The sequence below is a fragment of the Amycolatopsis sp. CA-161197 genome (genome assembly GCF_050942255.1).
Lineage (GTDB): Bacteria > Actinomycetota > Actinomycetes > Mycobacteriales > Pseudonocardiaceae > Amycolatopsis.
The window spans coordinates 3,809,313-3,832,268 of the sequence record NZ_CP192059.1 but is presented as its reverse complement, the minus strand read 5'-3'; the positions used below and the strand labels follow the sequence as shown (position 1 = coordinate 3,832,268).

Below are 22,956 nucleotides of genomic sequence, written 5' to 3'. Positions count from 1 at the left end.
CGCGAGGCGGGCCCCGTGGAATCCGTGCAGGTGGGAGGGTGCGGGACGGGCGGGCGTCCTGACAAGTGAGGGTGGCTGGAGACTCAGTAACCCGGACGGGGGAAGGTGACGCCGCGGGAGGGTTCGCCTGAACCGGGCAATCCGAGGCCGGAGGGGTGGCAAGGCCCAGGTCGGGCGCGGGTTCGGGTGGTGTTTCCGGCCCCCGCCCGACACCGACGCCCCTACGCCGGACTCTCCACCCGAGGGGACCTCGAGCCCCGCGGCATCCGGCCGGCGAGCGCGGCCAGGTCCACGACGGCGCGGCGGACGAACTGCCGCTCGACGACCACACCGACAGCGGTCGCCGCGGTCCGGCACCATCGCCGAGGCGCGAGGGGCGAGGGCTCGAAGCAATCCGGCAGTGGGCGGGGCAACGCCCCCGGCTCCGATGAGTCCGGCGCCCGAGGCGTCGGGGCGACGGGAGCGGGGATCGATTCGGCGCTGTCCGGGAGCGGACAGCACGACACCCCTCGCACCCGAATCCCCCAGGCCACAGCGGCGACCGGATCAGGCAAGAGGGACAAACAGGGCAGATCAGACGCGGACAGCACAACGCCCCAGGCTCCGGGAGATCCGGTGCCTGGGGCGTCGTAGCGGTGGGAGCGGTGGTGGGCCGGGGGTCAGCCGAACATGCCCACCTCGTAGTGGCCCGCGGGCTGCTGGGTGATGACGTTCATGCGGTTGTAGGTGTTGATGAGTGCGATGAGCATGGTGAGGCCGGTGAGCTGGTCCTCGTCGTAGTGCTTGGCGGCCTGCTGCCAGACCTCGTCGCTGACGCCGCCGGCGGCGTCGGCGATGCGGGTGCCCTCTTCGGCCAGTTCGAGGGCCGCGCGCTCGGCGTCGGTGAAGACGGTGGCTTCGCGCCAGGCCGCGACGAGGTTGAGGCGCGTGGGTTCCTCGCCCGCGGCCACGGCTTCCTTGTAGTGCATGTCGGTGCAGAAGCCGCAGCCGTTGATCTGGCTGGCGCGCAGCTTCACGAGCTCCTGCGTCGCGGCGGGGAGGCCCGAGTCGGCGATCGGCTTGTTCGCCGCGTTCAGGTACTTGACGAACTTGCCGGCGACAGCGTTCCCGAAGAGGTTGAGTCGTGCTTCCACTGATCTGCTCCTTCACCCGTTTCCACTGGTTACACACCCTTGACGGGTGGGCCCGCGAAGTTGTGACACCGGTGAAAGTGACCTGCGTCTCACCCCAGGTCGGCCTCCGCACGGATCTCCAGCGTCTCCCCCGGCTGGTGCAGCTCCAGCACCACGAGCTCGTTGCGCCCCCGTCGCCACAGCGGCGCCGGGGCGTAGAGAGTCCGTTGTGGACCGCGGCTCCAGTAGCGGCCGAGGTTGAAGCCGTTCAGCCAGACGATGCCCTTCTCCCAGCCCGGCAGCGCGACGAACCCGTCGGCGGGCGCCCCGATCGTCACCGCGGCCCGGTGGAAGGCCGGCCCGGCCCCGGGAGCGCCCGGCGTGAAGTGCACAGTGGACAGATCGTCGAGCGGCAGCGGCCGGATCTCCCAGCCGAACAGCTTCTGCTGGGTGTTCATCGCGACCCACCCGTCGATGCCCTTGCGATCGGCCAGATACGGGCCGTAGTTGATCCGGCCCATCGTGTCCACGAGGATGTCGAGCTGGTTCTCCGCCTCCTCGAACACGAGGTCCACCGTGCCGTCGGGGGTGTTGCGGTCGAGAACGCCGACCTGCTCGCCGCCGGCGAAGACCAGCGCGCGGTCGGCGAGGCCGTGGATGCTCAGGGTGCCGTTGTGCGGGCCCTGCACCTTCGTCCGGTAGTGGATGAGCCCCGTGGCCTGGCCGAGCTTCTCCATCGGCAACGGCTGCGGCGAGCGCACCACCTTCGACAACGCGGGCAGCGACTCCAGCAGCGACGCCGTCGCGTCCGGCTTTACGGTCTGCGGCGCCAGCCGCGGGGAACGGCCGGGGATCGGCCCCTCGGGCAGCTTCGTGTACTTGCCGATCACGCTCCGCAGCGCGGTGAACTTGGCGCCGAGGTCGCCGGCCTCCCCCACCGGCGAGTCGTAGTCGTAGCTCGTGACGGTGGGCTGGTAGGTCGTGCCGGAGGTGTTGGCCCCGCTCGTGAAGCCGAAGTTCGTGCCGCCGCACGCCATGTACAGGTTCACCGACGCGCCGGACGCGAGCACGGTGTCGATGTAGCCCGCCATCTGCTGCGGGTCGCGGGTGTTGTGCTGTTCGCCCCAGTGGTCGAACCAGCCGTCCCAGAACTCCGCCATCATCACCGGTTTGCCGGGCTGGAACTTCTTCAGCGCTTCGAGACTCGGCACCGGGTTCCCGTCGCCCGTGCCGACTTCGAGCGTGCCCGGCAGCGAGCCGAAACGCATGAAGAAGTCCGACGCGCCGTCGGCCGCGAACAGCAGGCTCTCGCACCCGCGCGAACGCAGGCTGTCGCGCAGGTGCGCCAGGTACGAGGTGTCGTTGCCGTAGCTGCCGTACTCGTTCTCGATCTGCACGGCGATCACCGGCCCGCCGCGGTGCGCCTCCAGCGTGGCCAGGCGCGGCACGAGGTGGTCGTACCAGGCGTCGACCGCCTTGAGGTACTTCGGATCCGCGCACCGCAGTTCGAGGTCGCGGTCGGCGAGCAGCCACGCGGGCAGGCCGCCGAACTCCCACTCCGCGCAGATGTACGGGCTCGGCCGCACGATCACCCGCAGTCCCACCTCGCCGGCGGTGCGGATGAACTTCGGCAGGTCACGCCACCCGCTGAAGTCCGGCAGGCCCGGCTTCGGCTGGTGGAAGTTCCACGCGACGTACGTCTCGACCGTGTTCAGGCCGAGTGCACGCAGCCGCTCCAGCCGGTCGCGCCACTGGTCGGGGTGGATGCGGAAGTAGTGCACGGCACCCGAGATGATCTGGAACGGCTTACCGTCCAACAGGAACTGCTCGCCGGACACGGTCAGTCCGCCACGGCCCGCCGCGCCGGCCGGCCCGGCGAAAACCGTGCTCGCCGCGGCCAGCCCGGCGACCCCGCCGAGGAAACTCCTCCTGCTCACTGCGCTCACGAAGCTCTCCGTCCTTTCGGGGTCAGCCGAGCGTCGCGGCCCGGGCCTGGGTGATGAACGCGTCGAGGACCCCGTCGCCGACGAGCGCCTGCCGCACTCCCCACCGGTTGGTGTCGCCGGTCTTCACGGCCTGGGCCCGGGCGACGAGACCGTCGGCGGACGCGGTGAGCCGTTGCGCCGCCTTGGTGTCACCACGCCCGGCGGCCGCGAGGGCGTCGAGCTGGTCGACCATCGCGCCGCCCCACAACGCCGTCGCGTCGAGCCACGGCGAGGCCTCGTCGACGAACGCGCTCTCGACCCGGCCACCGCGGATCACCTTCGCGGCGTCGCGGATCTGCACCGCGTAGGCCCGCAGGTCGGCGACCCGGTGGTCACCCGCGTTCCACCGCTGCCAGAACGCCTTCGTCTTCGCCGCGAGCACCGGCGCCTGCGGCTGCCACGGCGTCGGGCCGAACGTCGGGGCCAGGTGTTCGAGGTCGGCGAACACCCGCAACGCGGCCGTGGCCCGGGCGTCACCGCCCGCGAGCCGCGCAAGCGCTTGCGGCCAGGAGCGCTCCGGCGAGTACCCGGCGTCGTTCCACGCGAAGTCGGTGGCGCCGAACTCGGCCACCTCGCTGGCCGCCTCCTGGTTCATTGGGTTCGCGACGATCCCGTTGAGGTACTGCGAAAGCCCGGCCTCCCGCTGCGCGTAGGGCGCGAGCAGCAGCCGGCCGGCGGACTGCTCGTAGTCGTTCACGGGGTAGTTGTCCCAGAGGAACACCTTGCGGCCGTACACAGTGGACACCTGCTGCGCCTCGTCGGTGGTGACGCTCGGCGGCACCACGTCCGTGCCGGTCCACTGCACGACCACCGACGGGTCGAGGTTCTCGCGCAGCTCGGTCTTGTACGGCGAGTCCTTCAGGTCGCTGTACTCGGTGGGCACCGTCTGCAGTGGACGCACGCCGTCGTGGGTCTTGACGAAGTCGCTGGTGATCGCGTTGAGCAACGAAACCTGGGCCTTGCCCGCGGCGGCCTGCCCGGGCGCGCCGAACGCCGTCTGGTCGGCGGCGCAGTTCCACTTGGTGTAGGAGATGTCGTCGAACGGGATCGAGAACGACCGCACGCCCAGGTCGTACACCGACTGCAGCTTCGCCTTCACCGCGGCGAGATCGTCGGGCGAGGAGAAGCAGATCGACACGCCGGGCGAGAGCGCGTAGGTGAAGTCGACGTGGTGCGCGGTCGCCGACTGCACCAGCTGCCCGAGCGTGGCCAGCTCGTCCGCGGGGTAGGGATCGCGCCACTGCGCACGCAGGTAGGCGTCGTCCTTGGCGCTGTAGACGTAGCTGTTGGCCTTGACCTCGCCGAGGAACGCGATCTGCCGCAGCCGGTCGGCGGTGCTCCACGGCGGGCCGTAGAAGCCTTCGATCGACCCGCGCAGCGCCATGTTCGGCCAGTCGCGCACGGCCACGCCGCTGATCGCCCACCCGTGGCCGGAGCGGACGAACAGCTGCCGCAACGTCTGCGCGGCGTAGTACTGGCCGGAGCCGTCGCGCCCGGCGAGCACGATCTCGCCGCGCGTGGTGGTGAGCGAGTAGCCCTCGGCCTGGGACGGGGCCGTGGATCCGGCGCCGAGCCGGACCACGAGAGCGTGGCCTCGGCCAGGTTCCTTCGTGACCGTGGTGACCTTGCGTGCGCCGTGCTGCCGCAGCAGCGTGGTGACGAGGTCTTTCGCGGCGGCGTCGGTGGTGCTGTCGGTGACGAGCACGACCTCGTCGGGCACGGCGACGTCGGCGGAGTCACGGGCGAGCGACTGCGGCGTGGGTGTGACGACGGGCAGCGGCTGCTGGTGGTCGGGGGCGGCCGCCGCGGGTTGCGCGACGAGCGCGGCGAGCGAAACCCCGGCCGCGAGCACGGCGGCCAGGTGGCGCTTTCGGGAAGTCATCAAGGGGTCCTTCGGGTCAGGCGGCCGGCGCCACGGTGCGGTACAGGGCGAAGGTCGAGAGGTACGGCGTGGCGCGGGCCTGGGTGATCACCACGCGCAGGTGGCTGGTCGTCACGGGTGCGGAGAGCGTGACCAGGCGGGTGTAGCCGATGGTGGTGACGGTGCCGAGCGTCCGCCACGCGCCGTCGACCTCGGCCTGCACGGTCGCGCCCTCCACGTGCTGGCCGCGGCTGATGTCCTCGCCGAGGCGGATCTGGTCGAACGTCGCGGGCCGGGCCAGCGGCACGTCGAGCGTGCCCGCCGGCGCGCCGTGCGGCGGGGTCCAGGACGTGGTGAGCGATCCGTCCGTGACCGCGGCGACGGCCTTGTCGCCGGGCCGTGCGTGGGCCTGGTTCACCTGTGTGGCCGCGACGGACTGGCCGAAGGCGGCCAACGAAGCGACGTCGGCAGGGGCGAACTCGCCGTCGGGGCCGGGCGGCACGTTCAGCAGCAGCGAGGAGTTGCGGCCCACCGTGCGCCGGTAGATGTCCACTAGCTGCGCGGCGGTTTTCGGCTGTTCGCCCGGGTGGAAGAACCAGCCGGGGCGGATCGAGACGTCGGACTCGGCCGGCGCCCACTGCAGGAAGCGCACGGACGGGTCGGCCAGCACCTGGCGCGAGCCGAGGTCGGTGGCCGTCGCGCCGCCGAGGAACAGCTCCTCGTTGTGCGCGGTGTTCGGGTCGCCGGTCGTCGGCAGCGGGCTCCACTCCGTGGTCCGCGCCTGGCCGGCCTCGTTGCCGACCCAGCGCACGCCGGCGGGCCCGGCGAACGTGACGGTGTTCGGCGAGAGCGCGTGGATCATCGAGAACCAGGTGGTGAAGTCGTAGTTCTCGCTGATGCCGCGGTCGCGCCACGGGTTGGCGCCGTCGAGCCACAGCTCGTCGATCGGGCCGTACTGGGTGAACAGTTCGTAGAGCTGGTTGAGGTAGTAGGTGTTGTAGTCGTCCTCGGTCACGGTGAAGCGCGGCAGCTTCCCGGCGGCGAGCGCGGCCGCGCGGTCGTCGTCCGCCACCAGCGTGGGGATGGTCCGTCGGGTCACGGCGCTGCCGGTGCCGTAGCGGCCCTGGCCCTGCGGGGCGCTCGCGCGGTCGTCGTAGGTGGCCTGTTCCTCGATGGACAGCGACTGTCCGGCCGCGACCTTCGCCTCGATCCGCTTGACCTCGTCGGCGAAGAAGGTCGCGGGCAGCTCGGCGCCGTCGGCGGGCGAGAGGTAGACGCCGACCTTGAGGCCGGCCTTGCGAGCGGAGTCCACGTAGTCGTGCAGGATGTCGCCGCGGGGGTTGGTGCAGCCCGCGTCGCGCGCCTGCCAGAACGCGGACGGGTCCTGCGAGCGCGTGGCCTGCGCGGCTTGGCGGGCGGCGTCGGCCTCCGGGTCGGTGCAGCCCGCGCTGAGCCACCACGGGCTGGCGACGACGGAGTGGTCGGTGTAGCGCGTCGGGTAGAGCACGAAACCGTCGTGGTGCTTGGCGGTGAGCATCACCTGCGTCACCCCGGCGGCCTTGAGCGAGCGCATCCACTGGTCGGTGTCCACGGCCGGTGGCGCGAACGTCGACTCCTTCTCGGCGCCCGAACCCCATTCGCGGTCGGTGAAGGTGTTCATGCCGAAGTGCGTGAAGGCCGTGACAGGCCGCTGCTGCCAGGCGAGCTGGCCGGGCCGCGGCACGACGGCGGCCGCCTTGGCCAGCACGCGGTCCATGCCGTCGCACGGTTCGACGGTCATGATCGACGCGGTCTTGATCGGTCCGGTGCAGCCGCGGTCCGGCTGTGCGGCGATTCCGGGCGTGGCCGTGAATCCGGCCACGGCGAGGGAAAACAGTGCGGCCAGAACGGCGTTCCGGCGCGTCGAGATCGGCACGTGCTCCTCCTGACGGGTCCGCGCGGCCGCGTGCCCCGGTGGCGGCCGGCGACGAGCTGGTGGATCGCCCAGCACATTAGGTGCGTGATCCATCGGATGTCTAGACCTACTCGGGGGAGGCGCACTCGACTGTCCATTCCCTGTCTCCCCGCGAGAATCTGCATTCGTGCCTGGTTGACGCCGTTTACTCGCGGGCGGGTTTGCCGGCGGGACAAGGTCAGTCGTCCGATGGTTCTTGACCGATGCCGTCGTCGCGCCAAGACCCGATCGCGGCGCTAGGATCCGCGAAGTGCTGACGGTGCTCGGGTGGCTGACGCTCGTGGTGTGGCTGGGACTCGCCTTCGGCCACGGCTGGTTCTGGCGGACGGACCAGCGGCTGCCGCCGTCGGTGCGCCCGGCCGAGTGGCCGTCGGTGGCGGTCGTGGTGCCGGCGCGCGACGAGGCGGCCGTGCTCCCGACGACGTTGCCCGCCCTGCTCGCGCAACGCTATCCGGGCGAGGCGCGCGTGATCCTCGTCGACGACGACAGCGCCGACGGCACCGGCGAGCTGGCCCGGCGGCTCGGCGGTGCGGCCGGGGCGTTGCCGCTGACCGTGGTGACGCCGGACCCGTTGCCGGCGGACTGGACGGGCAAGCTGTGGGCGGCCGCGCGCGGCGTCGCCGAGGCGGGCGCAGTGGATTTCGTGCTGCTGACCGACGCGGACATCGAACACGGGCCGGGTTCGCTCGAAACCCTCGTGGCGGCGTGCGGTGAGCACGACCTCGTGTCGCAGATGGCCGTGCTGCGCACCGAAACGCCGTGGGAACGGCTGATCGTGCCGGCGTTCGTGTACTTCTTCGCGATGCTCTACCCGTTCCGGCGCGTGAACAACCCGCGCTCGCGGGTGGCCGCGGCCGCCGGCGGGTGCGTGCTCGTGCGCCGCTCCACTCTCGAACGCGCGGGTGGCCTCGCGGCCGTCCGCGGCGCCGTGATCGACGACGTCGCCCTGGCCCGCGCGGTGTCCGCGGCGGGTGGGCGGACGTGGCTCGGGTTCGCGTCGAAGGTCCACAGTGTCCGGCCGTACCCGCGGCTTTCCGATCTGTGGCAGATGGTCGCGCGCACGGCGTACACGCAGCTGCGCCACTCCCCGCTCGTGCTGGCGGGCACGGTCGTCGGTCTGGCGCTGGTGTTCGTCGCTCCCCCGGTGCTGACATTCACCGGCCCTTCGTGGCCCGCGCCGGCCGCGTGGCTGCTGATGGCGGCGACGTTCGTGCCGATGGCGCGCTACTACCGGCAGTGGCCGGTGCTGGGCTTGCTGCTGCCGCTGACGGCGCTGCTGTACACGCTGATGACGCTCGATTCGGCGCGCCGGCACTTCGCCGGCCGTGGCGCCGGGTGGAAGGGGCGGACGTACTCGTCCACTTAGGACGTTGCGCGGGTCGGACACCGGCCTAGGGTCCGGATCGAGACGCCGAATCACTGACGTGACCCAGGACTGCCCACATCGGATCGTTTGACAGGTCCTGGGGCCGCGAGTCATGATGAACACCTGTTCATGAACGTATGTTCACAACGCTGGGAGGACATCGTGACCGGGATCGTCAACACGGAGCAGGCGCAGGCGTGGAACGGCTACGAAGGTGGGCACTGGGCGGAGCACGCCGATCGCTACGACGCGGTGAACAGCGGGTTCAACGAGTTCCTGCTGGCCGCGGTGGGGCCGGGCGACGACGTGGTCGACCTCGGGTGCGGCACGGGGCAGCTGACCCGGCTCGCGGCGGCGCGGTCCGGGTCCGGGCGGGTGCTGGGCCTCGACCTGTCCGGGCCGATGCTGGCGACGGCGCGGGACCGGAGTGCGCCGAACGTGGTGTTCGAGCAGGCTGACGTGCAGGTTTACCCGTTCGAGGAGGGCTCGTTCGACGTCGCGCTGAGCCGGTTCGGGGTGATGTTCTACGCGGATCCGGTGGCGGCGTTCGCCCGGGTGCGCCGCGCGCTGCGGCCGGGTGGGCGGCTCGCGTTCGTGTGCCTGACGGAGCCGGCGGGGACCGACCTGGGGGCGGTGTTCGGCGCGCTGGCTCCGCTGCCTTCGGGCGTCGGGCCGGCGTCGCTGGCCGATCCCGCGCACACGCGTTCGGTGCTGACGGACGCCGGGTTCCGCGACGTCACGTGCACGCGCGTCGAGGCCGACCAGGTCCGGGGCCGCGACGTGGCCGACGCGGCGGAGTTCATCGCCGGCTGGGGCCCGGTCCGGCACCACGGACCGGACGCCGAAGCCGTGCTGGTGGAGGCCTTGCGCCCATTCGCCGAGCCCGGCGCCGTGCGGCTGCGGGGCGCGGCGTGGCTCGTCACCGCCGTCCGGTGAATACGATGGCCGCGATGTCACCGAGAACAGCAGCCGCCCTGCGCGACGGGGACCGCAGCCTGCGCGAGCACCTCATCGTGACGGCCGGCGCGCTCATGGCCGAGGAAGGCGCGGCGAAGCTGACGGTCCGCGCGATCGCCCGCCGCGCCGGCGTCGCGGACGGCGTGCTGTACAACCACTTCGCCGACAAGGAGGAACTCCTGGCGCACGCGCTGCGCGCCCACGTCCGCGCCGCCGAACGCGAACTCGGCGCCCTGCCCACACCCGGCGACGCCACGGTCGAAACCAACCTGCGCGCGCACCTCGCCTACGGGCTCGCCCTGCACCGCGCCATCCTGCCCACGTTCGCCGGCCTGCTCGCCCACCCGGCGGTCCTCGCGCGCTTCGCCTCCCTCACCCCCACGCACACCGAATGGCGCGACCGCCTCCTCACCTACCTCCACGCCGAACGCGACCTCGGCCGCCTCTCCCCCACCGCCCACCTCGACGCCGCGGCCGCCCTCCTGGTCGGCGCCTGCCACGAGACGGTGTTCTCGGCCCTGGTTCCCCACGCGGGCCCGCCCCAGGCCCCGTCGATCGACGCCGTGGTGGCGACGGTGCTCGAGGGCATCGGCGCCTGAGGATCACCTCGCCGCACGCGAGTCCCGCCGGTGTTGCCCCTGGTGAGAACGACGCAGTCATCCGCAACAGGTGATGCCGAGATGGCCGGGGGTTCGCAAGGTGGGGCATCGAGGAGAGGGGCGCCCGATGGCCACGGGATCGAAGAGCGTCTCCGCGTCCGCAGTGGTGCTGCCGCTCGCGCTCGGGCAGTTCATCGCGAGCTACGCGGCGACGAACATGAACGTGGCGATCAGCACGATCGCCGACGACATCGGCACATCGGTCATCAGCATCCAGACCGCGATCACGCTGTTCACGCTCACGATGGCCGCGCTGATGATCCCCGGCAGCAAGCTCACGGACTTCCTCGGCCGCAAGGTGTGTTTCATCGCGGGTCTCGTGATCTACGGCTCGGGTGCGCTGCTGTCGTCGTTCGCGCAGGGCATCGGGGTGCTGATCGTGGGGTACTCGCTGCTGGAGGGCATCGGGTCGGCGCTGCTGATCCCGCCGATCTACATCCTCGTGACGGTGGTGTTCGACGACGTGAGCGCCCGCGCGCGCAACTTCGGGATCGTGAGCGGGGCGGCGGGGCTCGGGGCGGCGGCGGGGCCGCTGCTCGGTGGTCTGATCACGAGCTACCTCGGCTGGCGGGCGTCGTTCCTCTTCCAGGTGGCCGTGATCGTGCTGATCATCTTCCTCGCCCTGCGCATCGTCGACCCGCCGCTGGCCGAGCGGCCGCCGCACTTCGACGTGTGGGGCGCCGTGCTGTCGGCGGCCGGGCTGTTCTTCGTGGTGTTCGGCGTGCTGCAGAGCTCGACCTACGGGTGGCTCAAGTCGCGGGAGGACTTCACGATCGGGGGCACGGTGGTGATCCCGAAGGGCGGCATGTCGCCGGTGTGGATCTACGTCGCGATCGGGGCCGTGCTGCTGGTGATCTTCTTCCTGCACCTGCGGCGCGTGGAGCACGCCGGACGCGCACCGTTGTTCTCGCTGAAGATCTTCCGCAGCAAGGCATCCAACCTCGGGCTCGTCACCCAGGTGCTGCAGTGGCTGGTCATGCAGGGCGCGTTCTTCGTGACATCGGTGTTCCTGCAGCAGATCCGCGGCTTCAGCGCGATCGAGACGGGACTGGTGCTCGTGCCGGCCACCATCGGCATCCTCGCCGCGTCGGCGCTCGCGGGACGGATGTCGCGGCGCCACTCGCTGCGCCGGCTGATCCGGGCCGGCTTCACCTCCACGACGCTGGGCCTGGTGCTGATGCTGGTGCTGGTCCGCGAGGACTCGAGCGTCTGGACCTTCACACCCGGGCTGCTGCTGATGGGCATCGGGATCGGCGTGATGCTGACGGCGTCGGTCAACCTCGTGCAGTCGAGCTCGCCGGAAGAGGCGCAGGGCGACATCTCCGGTGTCTCGCGCAGCGTGTCGAACCTCGGCTCGTCACTGGGCACCGCGCTGGTCGGCTCCGTGCTCGCCGGTGCGGCCGTCCCGGGCAACGGGCCGTTCGGCATCGCCCTGATCATGCTCGTGTGCCTCGGCCTCCTCGGGGTCGTCACGGCGCTGCTGATCCCGAAGCACGCCCAGCGGTAACCGCGAGCGGCTGCGCTGCACGGCCGTCAGGATCACCCGCAGCGCGACGCCGACCACCAGCAGGTTCGCGATCATCTGCACCGTGACCAGCAGGCGCGCGGCCTGCGTCACGGGCACGATGTCGCCGAACCCGACCGTCGCGAACACCGTGACCACGAAGTACAGCGAATCGGTGCGGTTCAGCGGCGCGCTGAAGCTCTGCGGCACGTTGTACTGCAGCACGTAGTAGACGTTGGCGAACACCAGCAGGAACAGCGGCACCACCAGCGCCAGCGCCTGGATGCCCTGCAACGCCGGGCGCGCGGAGCGCAGGATCGCGCGCGCTTCGACCACCACCAGGACCACGACCAGCGTCACCCCGACGACGAGCCCCACGACCGTCCACGCGTCGAGCTGCCGGTTCACCGGGAGCAGGTAGTACACGGCGATGAGCGTCGCCACCGTCAGCACGGGACGCAGCACACCCGGGCCGAGCAGCTGCCGCGCCTTCACCGCCCCGACTCGGCCTTGACCGCACCGGTCTTGATGGCCTTGGTCAGCTCCGTGTGGTCCTTCTCGTTCTGGTCGGCGTAGTCGTGCGTGAACTCGGCGATCGCGTGGTCGAACGAGTCACCGGAACCGACGTAGGCGCCGATCGCCACGCTGTCGCCGGTGCGGGCGTGGGCGCGCGCGAGCGTCCACGCGCACAGCATGCCGTAGGTGCGCAGGTCGCGCGGGTCCATCGACTCGACGTTGGCCGAGCCCTTCCAGTCGCGCAGCTGGCGCAGGTAGAAGTCGCGCGGGCGTTCGTCGACACCGGTCACGTGGACCCAGCCGAGGAAGATGTCGCTCACCGTCTGCATCAGCCGCTGGCCCACGACCACGCGGCGCCCGGAGTTGTCGTAGTCGCTGGCCCCGGCGAACTCCTCCAGCACCGACGGGCCGGCTTCCTTCGCCTGCAGGAACAACGGGTCGCGGTCGTCGTTGCCGAGCAGCAGCACCATCCAGCACCGGGTGCCGACACTGCCGACGCCCACGACCTTGTGCGCCATGTCCACGATCCGGTAGCGGTCCAGCAGCACGCGCCGCTCGGGTTCCAGCGTGGCGCGGTAGGCCTTCAGGATCGAGCCCATCTGGTTACGCACCTCGTCGGCGGCCTCCTTGGTGGGCGCCAGCTCTTCGAGGGGCAGCACGATCGGCGGGTCGGGCTTGATCTGCACCGTGCCGTCGGTGACCGACGTGAAGCGACGCAGGGCGCCGAGATTGTCGTGCGCCTGAGCCGAGGCCATGCCCTTCGCGATCATCCGGCGCCGGTGCCCGCCCAGGCGATCGGCGTACAAGGCCTCGACCTGATCGACATCGGCGTGGGCGTACCAGACATCGAGCGCGGTGCGCTCGCCGAAGTCCCGCATCGCCTTGCGGTACTGCGCGATCGTCGCGAGCACCACGCCGCGGCACTGGCGGGCGGAAAACCCGTTGTCCCGGCTCGCGATCTCGAGGCTCGCCGCGAGGCGCTTCACGTCCCACTCCCATGGGCCGGGCAGGGTCTCGTCGAAGTCGTTGATGTCGAATACGAGCTTGCGTTCCGGCGAGGCGAACACGCCGAAGTTCATCAGGTGCGCGTCGCCGCACGCCTGCACCCGCAGCCCGCTGAGCGGCGTGCCGGACAGGTCGCTCGCCATCGGCAGCGCGGCACCGCGGAAGTAGGTGAACGGCGACACCGCCATGCGCCCGTAGCGGATCGGCAGCAGATCCTTGACGCGCGTCTCGTCTTGGCGTGCGAGCAGTTCCAGCGGACCCGGGCGGCCACGTTCTCTCGTGAACCCGGCGTGGCTCGACCGCGGAGCGGCCGCGCGGGCCGCCTTGCCCCGGGCGATCCGGTCTTCCCGGGATTCGACCGTCGAACGTCGTGAGGTGAGCACCATCGGGGCAGCTTCGCGCTCGGGCGAGCGCCTTTCCTCCCCCGCACGGGGTGAGACGAGGCATCATCCGGACGGGGTGACGACACGGGACCGTCCGCCCACGCAGGGTCGGCGCATGACCGGCCCTGCTCCGTCGCTCGCCCGGCGCGCGTGCGCGCTCGGCGCCCTCCTCGCGCTGGCCGCCGCGGTCGTGGTGGCGGTGCTCGCCGCGGTCCGCAGCCCGGGGCAGCTGGTGCTCGCCGTGGTGCTGCTGGTGATCGCCACGATCGCGGCCTGGGCGGCGCTGGTCCGCCACGGGTTCGCGCGGATCGTGCTCGCGGTCGTGGCGGTCCTCGCGCTCGCCGCGATCGCCCTGCTGCCGGACCTGCGCACGTTGGTGGTGCTGCTTCTGGTCCTCGGGCTGATGGTGCTCGCGGCACTGGCGGCGCGGGTGGCGATCGGCCACGACCTGGCCCGGCCGGCACAGGCCGACCGTGTCGGGCCCGCGCGCCACGGCGTGCTGCTGATGAACCCGCGCTCCGGCGGCGGGAAGGTGGCGCAGTTCGACCTCGAACGCAAGGCGCGCGAACGCGGCGTCACCCCCGTGGTGCTGCGCCGCGGCGACGACCTGCGGGCGCTCGCCGAAGAGGCCGCCCAGCACGCGGACGTGATCGGGATGGCCGGCGGCGACGGCTCCCAGGCGCTGGTCGCCGACGTCGCGCGCCGCCACGGCCTGCCGTACGTCTGCGTGCCCGCCGGCACCCGCAACCACTTCGCCCTCGACCTCGGGCTCGACCGGGAGAACGTGACCGCCGCCCTAGACGCGTACGGCGAAGCGGCCGAGCACCGCATCGACCTCGCGCTGATCGGCGACCGGGTGTTCGTGAACAACGCCTCGCTCGGCGTCTACGCCACCGTGGTCCAGTCACCGGGCTACCGCGACGCCAAGGTGTCGACGGTCGCCGGCCAGCTGCCGCAGCTGCTAGGCCCGGAGTCCGAGCACTTCGACCTCCAGTACCGCGTGCCCGGTGACGAAGACCGCCCGCCGGCCGACATCGTGCTCGTGTCCAACGGCGCCTACCGCCTCGACCGCCTCAGCGGCTTCGGCTCGCGCGAACGGCTCGACAGCGGCTCGCTCGGCATCGTCACCGTGAACGTCGACCGCGCGCGCGACCTGCCGGCGCTGATCACCGCCGAGCTCACGGGCCAGCTCGCCCGCTACCCCGGCTACCACGAGTGGCAGACCGAGGAGTTCGTGGTGAGCTCGGGACAGTCCCTTGTGGACATCGGTGTCGACGGTGAGGCGCTTCGGCTGGAACCACCGCTGCGGTTCCGCACCCTGCCCGGCGCGCTGCGCGTCCGCGTGCCGCTGGACGCGCCCGGCGTCGCCCCCGCCGCGGCCGCGCCCCACGGCATGGGCGAGGCGCTGCGCGTGCTGTTCCGCGTGCTCGCCGGACGGCCGGCCCGCTGACGTCCGGAATGGACGGTTTCATCCGCACGGGGCGAAGCGCCCGCGAGCCCGGCCGTCGAGGATGTCCGCGGCCAGGAGAAGGGACCCGATCATGAGCGATCACGCTGTGCGCCCGGACGCACCCGCGCAGGAGTCCACCGACGAGGAGTCCGGCTGGGCCCGCTGGATCTTCTTCGGTGCCACGATGATGCTCCTGCTCGGGAGCTTCACCCTGGTCGAAGGGCTCACGGCGCTGCTCGACCCGCAGTACTACGCCGTGACCGCGCACGGGACCCTGCTGTTCGACCTCACCGGCTGGGGCTGGGTGCACCTGGTGCTGGGCGTGGCCGCGGTGGTGACGGGGCTCGGGCTGTTCGCGCGGGCGAGCTGGGCCCGGTACCCCGGTATCGCGATCGCCGGGCTCAGCGCCTTGGCGCACCTGACTTTCCTGCCCGCCGCGCCGTTCTGGGCGCTCATCGTGCTCACCCTCGACGTGCTCGTCATCTGGGCGCTGGTCGTACATGCCTCCGACGCACTCCAGCCCCGTCACAGCCGCCGCTGAACCGGCGACGCGCCCCCAAGGCGCGCTGACCGCGTGGGCCTGGGGCCTCGCGCAGCGCCACCTTTCGCGCGAGCTGCCGCGAAGGTGGGAGCACGTGCGGGGCGTCGCGAAGTGCGGGCGGCAGATCGGGCCGAGCCTGCTGTCCGCCGACGAGGAGGAGCTGCTTGTCGCGGCCGCGCTGGTGCACGACATCGGCTACGCACCCGGCCTCGTCGTCACCGGCTACCACCCGCTCGACGGCGCCCGGTTCCTCGTCGCGGTGGCGGCACCGCCCCGGCTGGTGAACCTCGTGGCCCAGCACTCGGCCGCCGCGTTCATCGCAGAGGAGCGCGGGCTCGCGGCCGACCTCGCCCGCTACCCGGACGAGCGCACCGTGCTGCGCGACGCCCTGTGGTTCTGCGACATGCGGACGGCCCCGGACGGCCGCCCGACCGACTTCGCCGAACGCATCGCGAGCATCCGCGCCCGCCACGGCCCCGGCTCACCCCTCGTGCGCGCGCTCGACGCCGGCGCGCAGGCCGCCCGGCACGACGCGGTCCGGCGCACCGAGCTGCGGCTCGGTGCCGCGGCGGTGCGGCGGCGGGTCTCACCCCGCAGGGGCGAGGCGGACGGGGCCGTGCGGGGCGACGGTGGCGTCGGCGCAGCCCGCGAACCCGACAGGAGAGAACGATGACGACGCTGACGGTGTGGAAGTTCGACAGCCCCGACGGAGCCGACAACGCGGTGGACACCCTCCGGAGCCTGGCCAAGCAGGAACTGATCTCGATCCACGACGCGGCCACCGTGTCCTGGAAGCCCGACGCCAAGAAGCCGAAGACCCGTCAGCTGCGCAACCTCACCGCCGGCGGAGCGATGAGCGGGATGTTCTGGGGCATGCTCTTCGGCCTGATCTTCCTGGTGCCGCTGCTCGGTGCCGCCATCGGCGCGGCCACCGGGGCGCTCGCCGGCTCGCTGACCGACGTCGGCATCGACGACGACTTCATCAAGTCCGTGCGCGACAAGATCACGCCCGGCACCTCGGCCTTGTTCCTGATGTCCAGCGACGCGGTGGTCGACAAGGTCAAGGCCGCGATCGAGGCCGGCGGCCACAAGCCGGAGCTGCTGCAGTCCAACCTGTCCGCGGAGCAGGAAGCCGCGCTGCGGGAAATGATGTCGAGCTGAGCGGACCGGACCGGTCATGTCGGAGAGCACGGAACACCGCATCGAGCCGACCGCCGACGAGCGGGCCGAGCTGGAACAGCTGCGGCTCGAGGTAGCGCGGCTGCGGGCCACGCGCGAACGTCGCCGCGTCAGCTGGCGGCCGATCGTGTCCTCGATCCTCATCGTGATCGGCTGCATCCTCGCCCCGCTCGCGCTCGCGTCGGTGTGGGTGCACAACCAGATCTCCGACACCGACCGGTTCACCGCCACGATGAGCCCGCTGATCCGCGACCCGGCGGTGCAGGCCGCCGTGACCGACCGGGTCACCGAGGCGATCTTCACCAACGTCAACGTGCAGGCCATCGCGACCGACGCCGTCCGCGCGCTCGCGGCCCAGGGCGTCCCGCCGGCCGTCACCGACCGGCTGGAGGACCTGACCGGTCCGCTCGCGTCGGGCGTGCAGAGCTTCGTGCACGGCCGCGTCGCGACCCTCGTGGCGAGTGACCAGATCGCGCAGACGTGGGACCGCGTGATCCGCGTGGCCCACGAGCAGGCGGTGGCGGTGCTCGACGGATCGGCCTCGGCCATCGCGATCCAGGGTGACAAGGTCGTGCTCGACCTGGCGCCGTTCATCGACGTCGCCAAGCAGCAGCTCGCCGCCGACGGGCTCACCATCGTCAACCGCATCCCCGAAGTCCACCCGACGATCGCGGTCGCCGACGCGGCCGGCCTGGTGAAAGCGCGGTCCTGGTACACCGCCTCGGACCGGCTCGCCACGTGGCTGCCGTGGATCGCGATCGTCCTGCTCGCCGCGGGCGTCTACGTCGCCAAGCACAAACGGCGGGCGCTCATCGGCGCCGCGCTCGGGTTCGCCTTCAGCATGCTGGTCCTCGCCATCGGGCTCGCGATCGGGCGCACCATCGTCGTCGACGCGGTCCCGAGCCGCTCGGCGGCGCCCGTCTCGGCGGCGTTCGACATCGTGCTGCGGTTCCTGCGCGACGGTCTGAGAACGCTGTTCGCGGTCGGGATCGTCGTGGCGCTCGGGGCCTTCCTCGCCGGTCCTTCGTCGACCGCCGTGCACATCCGCCAGGGTGTGGTCAAGGGACTGTCGTGGCTGCGCTCGCGCAGCGGCCTGCGCGCCACCGGTCTCGGCAAGTGGGTGCACTCCTACCGCGTGGCCCTGCGCGCCGGTGCCGTCGCGATCGCCGTGCTCGTGTTCCTGTTCCTCGACCGGCCGAGCGGGCTCGCGGTGCTGCTGATCGCGCTCGTACTGCTGGTGGTCCTCGCCGTGATCCAGTTCCTCGACGCCCCCGGCGACCGGCCGGCGGCGACCGGCTGAAAGGGGACGGTCGTGAACGACGAGCCCGACCGCGTCGGTGCGGTGCTGGGGCTGGGCGCGGTGGCGCTCAAGGCCGGCTGGTGGGCGTCGACGCCCCTGCGGCGGGCGGGCTGGGCCGTGCTGACGGCCGCCGTGCCCGAGGACGTGGCGCGCCGCGCGGTGCGGGACGTGGTGACCGCGGCCGCCGCGGCCGTGCTCGACGCGGTGGATCTGCCGAAGCTGGTCGGCGAGCACGTGGACGTCGACGCCGTGCTCGCGGAGATCGACGTGGCGGGCGTGGTGTCCACACTGGACTTCGGTGACCTCGTGGCCGCGATGGACCTGCCCGAGGTCGTGCGTCAGTCGACTGGAACCGTTGCGGGGGAAGCGATCCGGGGCGTCCGCGGAGCCGGGGTGAACGCCGACGACGCCGTGGCCCGCGCGGTCGGCCGCGTGCTGCGGCGCCGTGGTGACCGGCCCGCCTGAGGGGCCGGCGGGCATCGTCACGCGCCTGATCGCCGCGGTGATCGACGCGGCCGTGACCGGGCTGATCACGGTCGGCGGCTACTTCGCGGTGGTGGCAGCGCTGTTCGCGGCCTCGCCGCTGTCGTTCCGGTGGCCCGCGGCACCGCCGGCACTGGCCGGCGGGATCTCCGTGGCCGTCGCGATCGCGTACCTCACCGTCGGCTGGGCCACCATCGGCCGCAGCTACGGCGACGCCCTGCTCGGCCTCCGCGTGCTGGGCCGCGGCCGGCGCCTGGGCTGGGCGCGCGCCGCGGCTCGCGCGCTGTTCTGCGTCGTCTTCCCGGTCGGGCTGCTGTGGGCGATCGTCAGCCCGCACCGCCGGTCCCTGCAGGACGTCGTCCTCCGGACGACGGTCGTCTACGACTGGCACACGGACGGCGGAGCGCAGGTGTCCACAAAGGACGCTGTATAGGTCGTTATACGATCCGGTGGCCGAAAGGTGCCACGCCCCGCACCGGGCCGTCTGCGCCGCTGAGCTGAGTGTGACCCAAGACACAGCGGAGGGCCGACGGTTTTCGCGGCGCCGCGAGGTCTTGATGCGGACCGATTTCCCTCACCACCCGGGAGTGTCCGATGTCTTTCCAGACCGCCGTCGTCACCGGAGCCGGCCGTGGGTTCGGGCGGGCGATCGCCGTCGCGCTCGTGGCCGCCGGCACGCGCGTCGTCGGGATCGCGCGCACCGAAGAAGATCTGCGCGCCGTCCGCGACGAGGCCGGGGAGCTCTTCACGCCCCTGGCCGCCGACGCGACCGACGAAACGCTGGCCGCGGCCGTGCTCCGCGACCACCGTCCCGACCTGCTCGTGCTGAACGCCGGCGCCACGCCGCACATGGCGCCGGTGCAGGAGCAGACCTGGGAAACCTTCAACCGCAACTGGCACACCGACACGCGGCACGTCTTCGAGTGGACGCGCGCGGCGTTGCGCCAGCCGCTCGCGCCCGGCGGCGTGGTCGTGTCGATGTCGAGCGGTGCGGCGCTGGCCGGGTCGCCGCTCAGCGGTGGGTACGCGAGCGCCAAGGCCGCGGTCCGCTACCTGCGCGGCTACGCAGCCGACGAAGCCGAGCGCGCCGGGCTCGGCCTGCGGTTCCTGACGCTGCTCCCCCAGCTCACGCCGACGGCCGGGGTGGGCTCGGCCGGCGTCACCGCCTACGCGGCCCGCCAGGGCGTGGCGCGCGACGCGTTCGTCGAGGGTCTGCAGCCGGTGCTCACCCCGGAGCAGGTGGCCAAGGCCGTGCTCGACCTGGCGGCCGACGAGACCGCGGCGCCGGAGCACGTGGTCGGCGGCACCGGCGTGCGCCCGCTGCCGTGAGCGGCCTCTACAGTGGACTCCTGCGCACCACGGGAGAGCCCATGCCGTCGAACGCCGAGTTCAGCGCGCTGACCGAGCCGTTCCGGCCGGAGCTGCTCGCCCACTGCTACCGGCTGCTGGGCTCGATCCACGACGCCGAGGATCTCGTGCAGGAGACGTACCTGCGGGCGTGGCGCGGGTTCGGCGGGTTCGAGGGCCGGTCGTCGGTGCGGCGCTGGCTGTACAAGATCGCCACCACCGCCTGCCTCACGGCGCTGGCGACCCGGGCCCGGCGGCCGCTGCCGTCGGGCCTGGGCGCGCCGTCCGACGACCACCGGGTGCCCGTCGCCTCGCGGGAGCCCGCGGTCGCGTGGCTCCAGCCGGCCCCCGAGTTCGGGGCCGGCGACCCGGCCGTGGCCGCCGCCGCGCGGGCCGGGGTGCGGCTCGCGTTCATCGCCGCGCTGCAGCTGCTGCCCGCGCGGCAGCGGGCCGTGCTGACGTTGCGCGACGTGCTCGCCTTCCCCGCGGCCGAGGTCGCCGAGCTGCTCGACACGACCACGGCGGCCGTCGACAGCGCCCTGCGCCGCGCGCGGACCCACCTCGCCGAGGCCGGACCGATCGAGGACGAGATGACCGAACCGACCGGCGAGACCGACCGGGCGCTGCTCGAGGACTACGTGGCCGCGTTCACCCGCGCCGACGCCGAAGCGCTGGTCCGGCTCCTGCGCGCCGACGTCGAGCTGGAGATGCCGCCGATCCCGACGTGGTTCACCGGCCGCGACGCCGTCTCGGGGTTCCTCGCCGCGCGCGTGCTGCGCCCTGGCCGCTGGCGGATGACGCCCACCCGCGCCAACGGCCAGCCCGCCCTCGTCGTGCACCACCGCACCGACGACGGGCGCGACCAGCCGTACGGCGTGCAGGTCCTGACCGTCCGCGGTGGGCGCATCGCCCGCATCACGTCGTTCAACGACCCGGCGCTGGTGCCGGTGTTCGCGCCTTCGTACCGGTGACCCGGCCGGTCCGCCCACCGCGGGCGGACCGGCCGGGACGTCACGCGCTGGGCAGCTCGTCGAACTCGACGACCTGGCGCACCTCGACCTCGATCTCGTCGTCGAAGAGCGCCGCGTAGGTCTTCGCGTACTCCACGGCTTCCTCGCGGTTCGCGAAGTTCAGCAGCGCGAAGCCCCCGATGACCTCCTTGGCCTCGGTGAACGGGCCGTCGGTGGCCTTGATGGCGCCGCCGCGCGTCTTGCGCACGAGCGCGCCCTTCTCCGACGGGTGGACGCCCTCCGCCGTGATCAGGATGCCCTTCTCCGCCGAGTCCTGGATGAACTCGCCCATCTTCGCGATGAACTCCTGGCTGGGGTTCCACGCCGAAGAGTCGCTCTCCGACAGCCGGTGCATCATGAGAAACCGCATGTCCGCTCCTTTGTCCCTCGGGCCGGGATCCGGATTCTTCCGGAAGCGCTGACCGGCCCACACCGACGCGTCGAACGGCCCCGCGCACGATTCGACAAACCGATCGGGAAGATTTTCGACGACCCCGGGGCGGGGGACCAGCCGAGCCCGGTCCCCCGCCCCGAACGTCACGAAACCGCAGGTACGCGCAGGTCGATCCCGCCCGTTTCGCGGCCGGTCACCACGGGCACGGGCCGCGGGTACTCGAGCGGACCCTGGCTGCCGTGCCACCACTCGATCCGCACGTCCTGCGTGGCCAGCCCGGGCAGCGTGTACTGGCCGGCGCCGGTCACGAGCCCGTCGGGACCGGCCGGGTCACCCGTGCGGGCGTTGTAGGCGTTCACGGCGACCCACTGCATCGGGAGCGTCGCGTCGAGCACCTTCCCGGTGATCCTGCCCGCCGGCTTCAGCGCGGCGTCGAGCGTGGTCGCGGCCCCCGCCGTGACGTGCACGGGCCGGGCCGAGAACCGGTCGGACGCGCCGCCGGACCACTGCCACGCGTGGGCGCCGGTCAGGTCGGGGAACTGCACGCGCCAGTCATAAGGCCCGAGCCCGCCGATCGTGTACCGGCCCTCGGTGTAGGTGCACTGCACGCCCCACGGGTGGTTGTAACCCGACCACGCGGCCGTGACCCCCGGGCAGACCTCGGAGACCGGTGCGCCCGTCGCGGCGTCGGTGACCTTGCCGGTGATCGAGCCCGCCGCGTCGAACTTCACCCGCACGTCGGTCGTCTGCCCGGGCTTGATCTCGAACCAGGTCGCCTTCTCGACGTCACCCGTGCCGCCCCGCGCGCCGACCCACTGGCTGCCGTGCGCGTCGTCGCCGCCCGCGACGTTCCCGGGCACCGCGAAGAACCGGTACTTGCCCGGCCACAGGAAGTCGAGGTCGAGCTTGCCCGTGCCGAAGGCGCACGACATGTTGTCCGGCGACACCGACCCGTGCTGGGTCGGGTCGACGATCGCCAGGCAGGCGTCGCCGACCGGCGCGCCGGTGGCGGCGTCGGTGAAGCTGACCGACACTTTCGCCCGCTGCAGCAGCTTCGACGCGAGCTCGGTCGTCTCGTCGGCGCGGACGTCGGCGTTGATCACGTCGTCGAGGTGGCCCTCGGCGGTGATGCGGAACTGGTAGGTGCCGGCGCGCAGCACCGGGAAGCGCACCTTGCCCGCCGAGTCCGCGCACGCGTTGGCCCACTGGCCCACCCCGGTCGCGGACACGCACGCCCCCGGCAGCGGCCGGTAGGTCGCGTCGTCGGTCACGGTGAGCTCGGCCGAACCCGCCTGCAGCGCCGTCTCGTCGACGACGGTGTCCGCGCCGGCGGTCACCTCGACGAGCTTCGCCTGGTACGGATCGGTCTGCCGCGGATACCACTGCTCGGCGTTTTCGGGCCAGTAGTAGCGGAGTTTGTACTTGCCGGTCTTCACGTGGTCGAAGCGGTACCCGCCGCCGGCATCGGTGACCGTGCGGGCGACGTCGTTGCCGTTCGGGTCGGCGAGCTGCACGGCGGCGCCGGTGACCGGCCGGCCGGGGCCGCGCCCGAACGTGCCGGCCAGGCCGCCGTATTCGTACGGTGCCAGGGCGACCGGCACGGTGCCCGGCGAGGTCACCGGGTCGGTGACCTTGGTGTCGTACTCGGTGGCCATGACCTCGAGCGTGTACTGGCCCGGCCGCAGCGAAACGTCGTAGTGGCCCGCGTCGTCGGTGCCGGCCCCCGTGATCCCGGCCCCGCTGCTGTCGTGCACCTGCACCCACGCGCCGCGCACCGGGGCGCCGGTCCGGGCGTCGGTGACGACGCCGTCGATCCCCTTCTCCGACGCGACCGCGGGCGCGGCCGTCCCCACCAGCACCAGTGCCGCGCTCGCCACCGCGAGCACCAGCGATCTTCGTCTGTGCACGATTTCCCCCTCCGTGTACGTTCGGTCGCTTTCCTCACGCACG

General features: G+C 72.2%; 20 protein-coding genes and 1 pseudogene. 13 read left to right on the top strand and 8 right to left on the bottom strand.

The features are described from left to right. Positions 1–659 precede the first annotated feature (659 nt). From ACQPXB_RS18300 to ACQPXB_RS18285, 4 genes are all read right to left on the bottom strand, one after another. Complete coding sequence (locus tag ACQPXB_RS18300; RefSeq protein WP_366578218.1) at positions 660–1,133, bottom strand: carboxymuconolactone decarboxylase family protein; 474 nt, start codon at positions 1,131–1,133, stop codon at positions 660–662. Positions 1,134–1,222: 89 nt separating this feature from the next. Continuing rightward, positions 1,223–3,058 carry a glycoside hydrolase family 35 protein gene (locus tag ACQPXB_RS18295; protein WP_432853603.1) on the bottom strand — a complete coding sequence of 612 codons (1,836 nt, stop codon included), beginning with the start codon at positions 3,056–3,058 and terminating at the stop codon, positions 1,223–1,225. Positions 3,059–3,080: 22 nt separating this feature from the next. Then, positions 3,081–4,979: a beta-N-acetylglucosaminidase domain-containing protein gene (locus ACQPXB_RS18290; RefSeq protein ID WP_432853600.1), complete on the bottom strand. Its 1,899-nt coding sequence runs from the start codon at positions 4,977–4,979 to the stop codon at positions 3,081–3,083. 16 nt (positions 4,980–4,995) lie between these two features. Further along, on the bottom strand, positions 4,996–6,873 hold the full coding sequence (locus ACQPXB_RS18285; RefSeq protein WP_432853597.1) for an alpha-L-fucosidase: 1,878 nt from the start codon (positions 6,871–6,873) through the stop codon (positions 4,996–4,998). A 289-nt stretch (positions 6,874–7,162) separates the two neighbouring features. On the opposite strand from ACQPXB_RS18285, the gene ACQPXB_RS18280 reads away from it, so the two are divergent. The 4 genes from ACQPXB_RS18280 (at position 7,163) to ACQPXB_RS18265 (ending at position 11,401) form a co-directional block, all read left to right on the top strand. Next, positions 7,163–8,278, top strand: coding sequence for a glycosyltransferase (locus ACQPXB_RS18280; RefSeq protein WP_432853594.1), 1,116 nt, complete (start codon positions 7,163–7,165; stop codon positions 8,276–8,278). A gap of 162 nt (positions 8,279–8,440) precedes the next feature. Next, complete coding sequence (locus ACQPXB_RS18275; protein ID WP_432853591.1) at positions 8,441–9,214, top strand: class I SAM-dependent methyltransferase; 774 nt, start codon at positions 8,441–8,443, stop codon at positions 9,212–9,214. A gap of 14 nt (positions 9,215–9,228) precedes the next feature. Further along, positions 9,229–9,834, top strand: a complete 606-nt coding sequence (locus ACQPXB_RS18270) for a TetR/AcrR family transcriptional regulator (protein WP_432853589.1) — start codon at positions 9,229–9,231, stop codon at positions 9,832–9,834. Between the two features lie 127 nt (positions 9,835–9,961). After that, on the top strand, positions 9,962–11,401 hold the full coding sequence (locus ACQPXB_RS18265; RefSeq protein ID WP_366578202.1) for an MFS transporter: 1,440 nt from the start codon (positions 9,962–9,964) through the stop codon (positions 11,399–11,401). A gap of 27 nt (positions 11,402–11,428) precedes the next feature. Here ACQPXB_RS18265 and ACQPXB_RS18260 read toward each other — a convergent pair. Then, positions 11,429–11,644 (bottom strand): annotated as a pseudogene (locus tag ACQPXB_RS18260) (potassium channel family protein); the annotation flags it as partial. Positions 11,645–11,889: 245 nt separating this feature from the next. Beyond that, on the bottom strand, positions 11,890–13,305 hold the full coding sequence (locus tag ACQPXB_RS18255; protein WP_432853585.1) for a DUF2252 domain-containing protein: 1,416 nt from the start codon (positions 13,303–13,305) through the stop codon (positions 11,890–11,892). A 112-nt stretch (positions 13,306–13,417) separates the two neighbouring features. Here ACQPXB_RS18255 and ACQPXB_RS18250 point away from each other — a divergent pair, with 112 nt between their 5' ends. The 9 genes from ACQPXB_RS18250 (at position 13,418) to ACQPXB_RS18210 (ending at position 20,573) form a co-directional block, all read left to right on the top strand. After that, positions 13,418–14,752, top strand: coding sequence for a diacylglycerol/lipid kinase family protein (locus ACQPXB_RS18250; protein ID WP_432853582.1), 1,335 nt, complete (start codon positions 13,418–13,420; stop codon positions 14,750–14,752). A 91-nt stretch (positions 14,753–14,843) separates the two neighbouring features. Continuing rightward, entirely contained in the window at positions 14,844–15,293 is a 450-nt protein-coding gene (locus ACQPXB_RS18245; RefSeq protein WP_366578196.1) for a DUF7144 family membrane protein, read from the top strand. Further along, the gene (locus ACQPXB_RS18240; RefSeq protein WP_432853579.1) at positions 15,253–15,966 is read left to right on the top strand and encodes an HD domain-containing protein; all 714 of its coding nucleotides are present in this window, start codon (positions 15,253–15,255) and stop codon (positions 15,964–15,966) included. The genes ACQPXB_RS18245 and ACQPXB_RS18240 overlap by 41 nt, the downstream gene beginning before the upstream one ends. Then, on the top strand, positions 15,963–16,454 hold the full coding sequence (locus ACQPXB_RS18235; protein WP_366578192.1) for a DUF1269 domain-containing protein: 492 nt from the start codon (positions 15,963–15,965) through the stop codon (positions 16,452–16,454). Before ACQPXB_RS18240 ends, ACQPXB_RS18235 begins: the two co-directional genes overlap by 4 nt. Positions 16,455–16,470: 16 nt before the next feature. After that, positions 16,471–17,772, top strand: a complete 1,302-nt coding sequence (locus tag ACQPXB_RS18230; protein ID WP_366578190.1) for a hypothetical protein — start codon at positions 16,471–16,473, stop codon at positions 17,770–17,772. Between the two features lie 12 nt (positions 17,773–17,784). Continuing rightward, entirely contained in the window at positions 17,785–18,237 is a 453-nt protein-coding gene (locus tag ACQPXB_RS18225; protein WP_366578188.1) for a hypothetical protein, read from the top strand. Then, positions 18,221–18,688 (top strand): RDD family protein, encoded by a 468-nt coding sequence (locus ACQPXB_RS18220; RefSeq protein WP_366578186.1) that lies wholly within the window; start codon positions 18,221–18,223, stop codon positions 18,686–18,688. Before ACQPXB_RS18225 ends, ACQPXB_RS18220 begins: the two co-directional genes overlap by 17 nt. A gap of 161 nt (positions 18,689–18,849) precedes the next feature. After that, positions 18,850–19,584: an SDR family oxidoreductase gene (locus ACQPXB_RS18215; RefSeq protein WP_432853573.1), complete on the top strand. Its 735-nt coding sequence runs from the start codon at positions 18,850–18,852 to the stop codon at positions 19,582–19,584. Between the two features lie 41 nt (positions 19,585–19,625). Then, positions 19,626–20,573: an RNA polymerase subunit sigma-70 gene (locus ACQPXB_RS18210; RefSeq protein WP_432853570.1), complete on the top strand. Its 948-nt coding sequence runs from the start codon at positions 19,626–19,628 to the stop codon at positions 20,571–20,573. Positions 20,574–20,613: 40 nt separating this feature from the next. Here the strand turns inward: ACQPXB_RS18210 and ACQPXB_RS18205 are convergent, their stop codons facing one another. Together ACQPXB_RS18205 and ACQPXB_RS18200 are read right to left on the bottom strand one after the other, a co-directional pair. Continuing rightward, positions 20,614–20,982 carry a YciI family protein gene (locus ACQPXB_RS18205; protein ID WP_366578180.1) on the bottom strand — a complete coding sequence of 123 codons (369 nt, stop codon included), beginning with the start codon at positions 20,980–20,982 and terminating at the stop codon, positions 20,614–20,616. Between the two features lie 167 nt (positions 20,983–21,149). After that, on the bottom strand, positions 21,150–22,913 hold the full coding sequence (locus ACQPXB_RS18200; protein WP_432853567.1) for a carboxypeptidase regulatory-like domain-containing protein: 1,764 nt from the start codon (positions 22,911–22,913) through the stop codon (positions 21,150–21,152). Between the last annotated feature and the right edge of the window lie 43 nt (positions 22,914–22,956).